Annotated in this window: 10 protein-coding genes and 1 pseudogene; 3 read left to right on the top strand and 8 right to left on the bottom strand. The window is 36.0% G+C overall.

Annotation, left to right across the window (positions count from 1 at the left end):
- Positions 1-279 precede the first annotated feature (279 nt).
- The 3 genes from JST56_02005 (at position 280) to JST56_02015 (ending at position 2,370) form a co-directional block, all read left to right on the top strand.
- A complete protein-coding gene (locus JST56_02005; protein ID MBS1987744.1) occupies positions 280-1,137 on the top strand; it encodes a hypothetical protein in 858 nt (285 codons plus the stop codon).
- Positions 1,138-1,153: 16 nt separating this feature from the next.
- Positions 1,154-1,528: a heavy-metal-associated domain-containing protein gene (locus JST56_02010; GenBank protein ID MBS1987745.1), complete on the top strand. Its 375-nt coding sequence runs from the start codon at positions 1,154-1,156 to the stop codon at positions 1,526-1,528.
- A gap of 71 nt (positions 1,529-1,599) precedes the next feature.
- The gene (locus JST56_02015) at positions 1,600-2,370 is read left to right on the top strand and encodes a hypothetical protein (GenBank protein MBS1987746.1); all 771 of its coding nucleotides are present in this window, start codon (positions 1,600-1,602) and stop codon (positions 2,368-2,370) included.
- Here JST56_02015 and JST56_02020 read toward each other — a convergent pair.
- From JST56_02020 to JST56_02055, 8 genes and pseudogenes are all read right to left on the bottom strand, one after another.
- Positions 2,354-2,569, bottom strand: a complete 216-nt coding sequence (locus tag JST56_02020) for a hypothetical protein (protein ID MBS1987747.1) — start codon at positions 2,567-2,569, stop codon at positions 2,354-2,356. The two genes, JST56_02015 and JST56_02020, sit on opposite strands and share 17 nt — an antisense overlap.
- A gap of 2 nt (positions 2,570-2,571) precedes the next feature.
- Positions 2,572-3,156: a GNAT family N-acetyltransferase gene (locus JST56_02025; protein ID MBS1987748.1), complete on the bottom strand. Its 585-nt coding sequence runs from the start codon at positions 3,154-3,156 to the stop codon at positions 2,572-2,574.
- Positions 3,157-3,188: 32 nt separating this feature from the next.
- Positions 3,189-3,683, bottom strand: coding sequence for an NUDIX domain-containing protein (locus tag JST56_02030; GenBank protein ID MBS1987749.1), 495 nt, complete (start codon positions 3,681-3,683; stop codon positions 3,189-3,191).
- 66 nt (positions 3,684-3,749) lie between these two features.
- The gene (locus JST56_02035; GenBank protein ID MBS1987750.1) at positions 3,750-4,898 is read right to left on the bottom strand and encodes an ATP-binding protein; all 1,149 of its coding nucleotides are present in this window, start codon (positions 4,896-4,898) and stop codon (positions 3,750-3,752) included.
- Positions 4,899-5,067: 169 nt separating this feature from the next.
- The gene (locus tag JST56_02040) at positions 5,068-5,832 is read right to left on the bottom strand and encodes an AAA family ATPase (GenBank protein MBS1987751.1); all 765 of its coding nucleotides are present in this window, start codon (positions 5,830-5,832) and stop codon (positions 5,068-5,070) included.
- A 92-nt stretch (positions 5,833-5,924) separates the two neighbouring features.
- Positions 5,925-6,893: a prolyl oligopeptidase family serine peptidase gene (locus tag JST56_02045; protein ID MBS1987752.1), complete on the bottom strand. Its 969-nt coding sequence runs from the start codon at positions 6,891-6,893 to the stop codon at positions 5,925-5,927.
- An 8-nt stretch (positions 6,894-6,901) separates the two neighbouring features.
- Complete coding sequence (locus tag JST56_02050) at positions 6,902-8,320, bottom strand: beta-lactamase family protein (GenBank protein MBS1987753.1); 1,419 nt, start codon at positions 8,318-8,320, stop codon at positions 6,902-6,904.
- Between the two features lie 127 nt (positions 8,321-8,447).
- Positions 8,448-8,650 (bottom strand): annotated as a pseudogene (locus JST56_02055) (DUF1016 domain-containing protein).

Below are 8,650 nucleotides of genomic sequence, written 5' to 3' on the forward strand. Positions count from 1 at the left end.
AAAAAATCATAAACTTCACAAAAAATTTTTGTTAACATCATTACGCTTCCCTTTCTTGTTTGAGGTTGTGATTATCCTCTAGGGAAGCATATTTTTTTTGTTTTTCAAATTATCGAGTTCGCGTTGAGTTAATAAAAAATAGTTTTTATTTTAATAATTACGGTACAGCTTTCTCAGATTTTTTCACTATTTAAATTGTTGTTTATTCCACAATTTTTTTTATAAGTATTGCTTTGGAAATTTTGATTCCTGTACTTTAAAGCAATAGAAAGGGCTTTCATGAAAAAATTAAGTTTATTTTTATGTATATCATTTTTATGTCAGCAAATCCCGCTATTATCGCACGAAATTTTTAGTTTGCGTGCTGATACTGTTCGTCAGGGTGGCATCAATGTTGATACCTTGCTCAAATACACTAAGGCAGGTAGTCAACGTGAACTTGAATATATGAATCGACTTATGTATGGAGTGACTGAATATCTTACACTTGAGTTGCGTGTGCCAATTTTTTTAGAAAAAAAGGTTTCTGAAGCTGCACCAGTAGGAGGTTTGCTCAGTTCGTTTAAAACTGCGGGAGCTGGAAAAATTGAATTCATTTCTAAATTACGTGTTTTTTATGATTATGGATTTCAAAAACGTAATCAGATTATTTTAGTTGGTGGCGTTCTATTTCCTACGGCACGTCGGAATCTTACCGGAATTGAGAAAAAACCAATTATTGATAACTCTTCACTTGATTTTGTTCTTGGTACGGCAGCAGCTTTCGAAACGATAAAATTTTATCATTTTGCATCATTGGTCTATCAAATCAATACATCGGTACGACACATCAAAGAAGGCGATCAATTATTTTATTCATATGCCTTTGGATTTAGACCGGAGATGCCTGATGTTGATAAAGTTGATTGGGTTTTTCTTATTGATTTTGATGGCATCTGGACTCAACGAGCCAAGGTTAATGGTTCTAAACTAATCAACTCTGGAAGTAATATAATTTTTGTTGGGCCATCTTGTTTTAGATCAAAAGGGAATGCGATGATTAAGGCTGCAATACAGGTGCCAGTTGCGCAGCATCTCAATGGATTTCAAGAAAAGAGCGACTTTAGATGTATGCTTGGTTTATTTCTTCAATTTTAAAAAGGAAAAGATTTTTATGAAATTCTATAAAGCTTTAATTTTATTTGCTTTATTTTTTACCTCTCTTTCTTCGGAGATTCTTGAGGTAAAAGTAGGGATTGATGGGATGGTTTGTACTGCATGTATTTCAACGATTAAACGAGCTCTTTTGGATAAACTTTCTGAGTTGAAAAAAGTTAAGAAAATTGATTTAAAGACGGGGACCGTTGAGCTCACTCTTAAGAAGGGTAATAAGCTCTCACGATCTCAATTACAAGAAAAACTTAATGTAGCGATAGGAAAATCGACCTACAAATTTCGAGATCTTGAAATTGAAAAAAGATCGGATGATGTTGAAGAAAGTAAGGGTGATGAAGGTCAAGATAATGATGAAGACGGCGGTGAGGAGTAAAGCATTCTTATATTAAAAATAAATATTTAACAAAATTTTAAAAGTTTGATCGTATTATGATAATAAAAAATATGAGTAAAAAAATATTACATGCTTTAACGTTTACGTTTCTGGTCTGGACATCATTATTGCAAGCTAATGGTGGAGGTTTACATGTTAATAAGCCTCGAAATAAACATGACATTATGTTGTTTTCTTTGGACGGTGGAAATGTTAGTGATTGTTCATGGCGCAAAAAAAAATTAAACCAATGTGCTTTGCCAAGTGGATTTTATGGAATTTATCTTCCATGGAGTAAAAAGTGGTCAATTGCTGGTAACTACGGCACCATCTCTTTTTCTGCACTCGCAACAAATGATATTCACGTTGGAGTTTCGACCGTTAATCCATGGAAAGTAAAAAGTACAGGTAACTTTTATTCAAAAATGACCAATAGTGATCATCTTTATGAGTTTGTTATTGGCGGATGGGGGAATGGACAATCAGCAATACGAAAAGGGAGCCAAGCTGATCCCGTTAAAACTGTAGCAAAAGGTATTCCTACAAACCCACACACTGGCCAAGCTGTAAATTCACTCGTTAAATATAAAATTATTTTTCATCGCAGAAAGAAGAATAATAAAAATATTATTTCGGTCTATTGTCGCAAGCATCATAAAAAACATCATAAACTTGGTCGTCATAAGAAATGGACAAGGCTTATGAGGTATGAAGATACATCTATGCTTAAAGCCAAAAAGAAACGATGGTTTTCTTTTAGTAGCTGGGATACCGGCGTATCTTATAAAAAAATCAAAGCATCAGGCTCAACAAAGTTGCCTCGTATTAAGAAAGTTTCTTGAGAATTATTGAAACTAGATCAGGGATTTTTTTATTCATAAAATGTCCCTGATCGGTAAATTCATAATAATCAACATTATCTGGCATGGTTGGAGCTAAAACAGTAATACTCTTCTTTTCAAGTTCAGCTTTAAGCCAGGGTGTCCAGTGTGATTGGCTCGTACAACCACCATTTCCGTGAATGATAACAACTTTTATCATGCTTATAAACTTTTCCAGTTATGGTTAATCAGGCTTGTGCGTACATGCGTTTCCCATTTGCCATTGATGTGCAAATAATCAGGAGCAATCCCTTCTTGGTGGAAGTTGCATTTTTCAAGCACGCGCGCACTGGCACTATTATGAGGCATATAACTTGCTGCAATACGGTGCAGGTTGAGTGTTTCAAAAATATAAGCATTTGCTGCTTGCACGCATTCGGTCATCAAGCCTTTCCCTTGCATCGATTGAGCTATTTTAAAACCAAGAGAACAAGACTGAAGCGCGCCTCGTACAAAATTGGAATAATTGATCATCCCAATAAGCCGTTCAAGTTCATTTTCTTTGAGGTAAATATTGAGAAAGCATGATTTGTCGTTGATAAAGTCATTATGAGATTGAGCGCTCTTATTTTTCCAATAATTAATTGTATAATACTCTTCGCTTTGAAGTGGCTCCCATGGAGCAAAATGAGCTTTATTTTTGATAACAAAGTCGCAAATGTCGGGGTACTCTTTTGGCCTTGGAAAGCGGAGGATGCAACGCTCTGTTACAATGTAGGGAGTTTTTCTTGGGGCGTTATATTTCATAGAGTAGATCCTCTTGTTCGATATTATTTGTTTCAAACCTGCTTATTTACTTGTTTCTTATCCATAGATTTTAGCATTATGGGAGTCGATGAGATCCTATTTTTATTAAGCTCTTTTTTGATTGTCTTGATGAACGGAGACTCTTTGAGTTGCTTCCATGGGTAAAAAAGTGGCGAAGGCAAATTTTCAAAATTACACCAGATAAAGTTTGTGTATTTATCCGGTTCGCGTACTTCCGGAGAACCACTCATCCAATCGCTCAAGAGCCAAACAGAAACATAGTGTTTGCTTTGTTCTACGAAAAAATCATTAGTGACTGCACCAAAGCGAATATTCTTAATCATAAGGCCGGTTTCTTCAAAGACCTCGCGCTGTGCTGTTTGTTCAAATGTCTCTCCAAATTCCAGATGTCCTCCTGGAATGCTCCAGTGATCTGATCCATGGGTATTCTTTCTGACTCCCATCAGAAATTGACCCTCTTTGAAAACAAAAACGCCAATTCCTACACGTGCTGTTGGTTTATTCATAGTTTTTATATTCGTTTTATATTCGTGAAAATTTTCGCAAGCGTATTATTCTGTAAAAATCAACGGTTATGAGGCCAAAATTTGCGGAAGCTCTTTAAGTGCCATTTCAAAGGGCAAGCAAGTAATATTATCAATTTGAAGCTTAAGATTGCCGCAGTATAAAAAATAAAGTTTTGCCTCTGGATAGTCCTCGCCAAAACTTTTAAGAGCCTTGAGATCTTTATTGTTAATTTTAGTAGATCGTTTGATTTCAAATGCCTGAAAGCCATTGTTTCCGTAAGTAATAAAATCTACTTCACTTCCAGCTTGCGTTCGCCAGAAGTATATTTCATAACCTAAATTGTTATAATCACTTACTGCTCGTAATGACTGCAGAAAAAGTGTTTCAAGTGCAGCTCCATCGATTTCTTCGGTTATATCAAGAGGACGACGAGGGCGAATGATTCGATAAACACCAGTATCGAAAAAATAAAATTTTGCATGGGCAACAACTTTTCTCTTAGCTCGTTTTGTAAAAACAGGAACTTGGATTGCTATGAGTAGATCTTCCAAAATACTAAAATAGTTAGCAACTGTCAGTCGATTAATTCCCACATCTCGTGCTACTTCAGTAACGTTGAGTAATCCACCTTGAGAAAAACTTGCTGCTTCCAAGAAGCGAGTAAATGTTATCAAATTTCGTGTTAATCCCTCTGCTGCAACTTCCTCTCGTAGATATGTTTGAACATAGTTTTCAAGGTATTGAGCAGGGCTTTGATGCTCAAAAGTCATAGGAAGGAGCCCAAACTTAAGAGCATGTTCAAGGTTGAATGCATCACCAAGCTCTTGATAGATTAATGGGTGCATGTTATAACGTAGTGCTCGCCCTGCAAGAAGGTTTACTCCCTGTCTACGCAAGCTTCTTGCGCTTGAACCAGTAAGAAGGAAGCGGTATTTTTTAAGTTCAATAAGTCGATGAACTTCATTAAGAAGTTCTGGACATCGTTGTACCTCATCAATAACAATCCAGTCTGCTGTAGTTGCTTGAGCAATAATATTTTCAAGGCGACCAGGATTGGTTGCAAGCTCTTCATATGTCTGAAACTGCAAAAGATCAATATAGAGTGCATTAGGCATATTCGCCTTAATCCAGGATGTTTTACCGGTCCCGCGTGGTCCAAAAAGAAAGAGACTTGATTGGTGTTCAAGGGGTAAATTTAACATTCTTTTGAACATATCACACACTTTCAGGTTATTTTTATATAGCCCGCTATACACTTTACGACTAAATCAGCATGGTTCGCTATGCGAAAATAGTCAATATTTAGTGTAATTACTCCATAAAACTAGGTGTATGAAGCTTAATTTTATATCTGATCTTTCTTTTTTCATACAGCCCAAGGTTTTATTCTGAGTTAAACAAATGGTGCATATAGTGCCCAGGGTTGTCTAAAAAACGTTTGGTAATCTGATAGTGTTCAGTATCAAAGTATGAAATAGATTTCAAAATTTCTGAATCGCATGAATAAATCGTTGCATTTGGATAGGCTAATAATATCGGCGAATGAGTTGCGATAATAAATTGCGCATGACTGTTTTTGCACAATTCGTTGATAATGACCATCAACGATAATTGTCGCTGTGGTGATAGTGCAGCCTCAGGTTCGTCCAATATAAAAAATGAATTGTCAGATAGGCTGTTTTTAAAAAAAGATAAAAAGCTTTCACCATGCGATTGTTCATGGAGTGATTTTCCTCCATAGGGAGCGTAAGCTTTGTGATCTATTCGTGCTAAATAATCGATATGATTAGCAACATTAAAAAAGCTTTCTGCTCTAAAAAAATATCCATATTTCGGTTTGTATCTCCACGAAAGTGTTATATTTTCTGCAAGGCCTTGTACGCCTGCATATGTTTTTTCTTCAGATGTTTTGAAATTGATATTTTTGCTGCCACCCTCAGAACCAAATCCTGCTTTATTTGCAATAGCTTCAAGGATCGTTGATTTTCCCGTGCCATTTTCGCCAACAAAAAAGGTGACTTGTGTTGGAAAAACAATTTCTTTGAGGTTCTTAATAATGTTGAGAGAAAAAGGGTACTGGTTGACATCAGTTGATGTCTGTAAAACTATTTTTGCTTTATCGAGCAATGGTCCCTGCAAAAGAGGCATAGAGTTTTTTAATGCTTTTTTCATATTGTTTTTTATACCGTATCCACCATAAATGACTTACTTTTCATTGGTGTGAATAGTAATTAAACATTTTAATATTTTTGAGATTTTAAGACAGAATAAATCCATTGTAGTGTTTTTTCAATCATGCCAAATTTTGGGTCAATAACCCCATGTCCCATATTTTCAACACGATAGTACGTTACCGAAACACCGGATCTTTGTGCTTGATCTACAAATACGTCACTTGTATCGATGATTGTATCTTCAGTTCCTGTTACAACAAGCAAAGGAGTTCTTATTGTTGCGTAGGCTGTATTACGTTTTTTTTCTTCAAAAACATCAGCATGGTAACGATATGTTAGACCAGCGAACCATTTTTTAGAAGATGGATTGCGTTTAATTTCTTCAAATTTTTTATAAAATTTTTCTTTTGACCAAGGGAGCTCATAAAGTCCAATTAACCACATCAACCATGAATCAGCGTGAAAAAAATTCCAAATTTGCTCGGGCCATGCGTTATCAGTAGCTCCTGCCCAATTTACTGTAGCTAAGGTTTCATTGGGGTATTTTAATGTTAATGAAAGAGCTAATGGGCCGCCTTCGGAGCCACCAATAAAAATGAGTGAGCCATCCCAACCAACAGGAGGATTGCTTTTCAATGCTTCAATAACATTGCAATGATCGTTAAAGCGATTTGTGCGCGTATAATGTTCAAAGAATTCTTCTTCATCAATAGTGTTGCCATCAATCCCTCTTTTTTCTATGGTGACCACACTTAGCCCCATTTGATTAAGTGATTGATGCAAGCCCCAGGCAGTGTGAATACGCATAACGCTCTCTAGATCTCCTTTTAGAGATGATCCTTCGCAGATGATGACAATGGGATGTTTTTTATTTGTGTTGATGTGGGGAATAAAATAATAAACGATTTTAGATGCATCATCACGATTAACTGTATGACGAATATTTTCAGAGATTTCATATATTGTCTTTGCATGCAACTGAAAACTTAAGAATAAAAAAGCAAGTATCAATGACTTTTTTATATATGAGAACATAAGAACCCCTAAGAGATATTTTGCTTCAAGAGTATAAATGTATCATCAGTTGACTTTACTTGAATTTGATGGACTTTCTCATCTTCGTTTCGTTCAAAGATACATACCAGGTCAGTTACATTTGAAAACCATTCATACGGTGAGCTTGGAAGGATTTGAATACAAAGACCTTCTCCTTTGGGATATACCAATAGAGATCCTTGTTCAGATGCTACTATTTCCCAACATTTTTTTTCACCCTCAACGATGTTTTCATAGGTACCTTCGAATTGTTTCATATCTTCAAAAGGTACGTTCATAGGTTTTATACGATAAGGATAAACCTCATCTCCATTTCCTATCATCTGTGTTGCAATAATTTTAGTTACGAAATCAGTGGACCATGGACCGCTTGTAGCAAGTGCGATAATGCAAGCTTTAGAATCTGCAAATCGTATTATATTTGTACTAAAGTAGTTCCATGCGCCATTGTGACCAATAGTTTTTTCCTCCCTATCACCCATGCATACTTTGCTAATTTCCCAACCACATGCATAGTTTTCAAGATTTGGTTTCCACATAAGTTCATAATGTTCCTTATCGAGCAACAAACTCTTGGTGAGGGCCAGGTGCCACTTGAGGAGATCTTGGGCTGTGGAAACAATTGTGCCATCTCCAAGACCAAGGCTTTCTCCTAAAATATCTGCAAATCGAAAAGATAGCACACCACTACCATGCTGTTCTTGAGCAAGCTCTTCATGAATAGTGGTTCCGCGAGAATTGGTCATTTCAAGAGAATTGAAAATTCTTCTTTGCAGTGACTCTGAGTACGATTGATTATCTACAACTTCAATGATCTTTGAAAGAAGATTATAGCCTGCATTGCTATAACAAAATTTTTCACCAGGAGTACTTTCAAGCTGCAGAGCATAATGAAGAGGCATGACATCATCAAGTATTTTCCACCCAAGTTGCTTACTCCAATCTAACAGATAAGGAGCATTTGTGATTGCATCAGGAACATAAATTTTTGGATCATAGAAGTCACGAGGTAAACCTGATGTATGTGTTAAGAGCTGGTAAATTGTTACTTGAGTGTGCATAAACTCAGGAAGATATTTTTGAATCGGGTCATGCACTGAAAGCTTACCCTCTTGATCAAGTATAAGAATGATCATTGCAGTAAATTGCTTAGAAACAGAGCAGAGTGCATATTTTGTTTGGTCTGTATGAGGTAGTTTGTTCAGATGGTCTGCGTAGCCATAGCCTTGATTAAAGATTACACGGCCTTCTTCATCGGTAATAAGAACAATTCCTGAGAACTCATTCTGTGCAGCAAGGTTGCTGATGTGTTCATGAATTGGGGCTATTTTTTGTGCAGAAAATTGTGCATTTGCCGATGGTATAATAAATGATATAAGCCATATTTTTTTTAAAAACTTCATCATGAGGGATAACATATAAAATTTCTAGCTCTTAAAAATGTTGATAGAATCGTTTAAAGCATGCATTGATTATAGTTGAATTGTGGTAAGAAAAGAAATGCAAGAAACTTCGAATATTTGATTTCATTTATTAAATTTGCAATCTAAAAACGTTTGCCCGTGAAAAACCCCATATGCCAGGAAAAGAATTTTGCAAATCCTTACACAGTTTTCTATTATCTGCGCTTTCCAACCTTCTTGTTCCTGCTTCTCGACAATTGATTTGCCAATATCCCAGTAAAGTTGAATTAATTCGCTATTAACAGCAAGTGATGCTTTAAGCTGAGCTTGTTG

Source organism: Candidatus Dependentiae bacterium, from assembly GCA_018266175.1.
Lineage (GTDB): Bacteria > Babelota > Babeliae > Babelales > RVW-14 > JAFEAY01.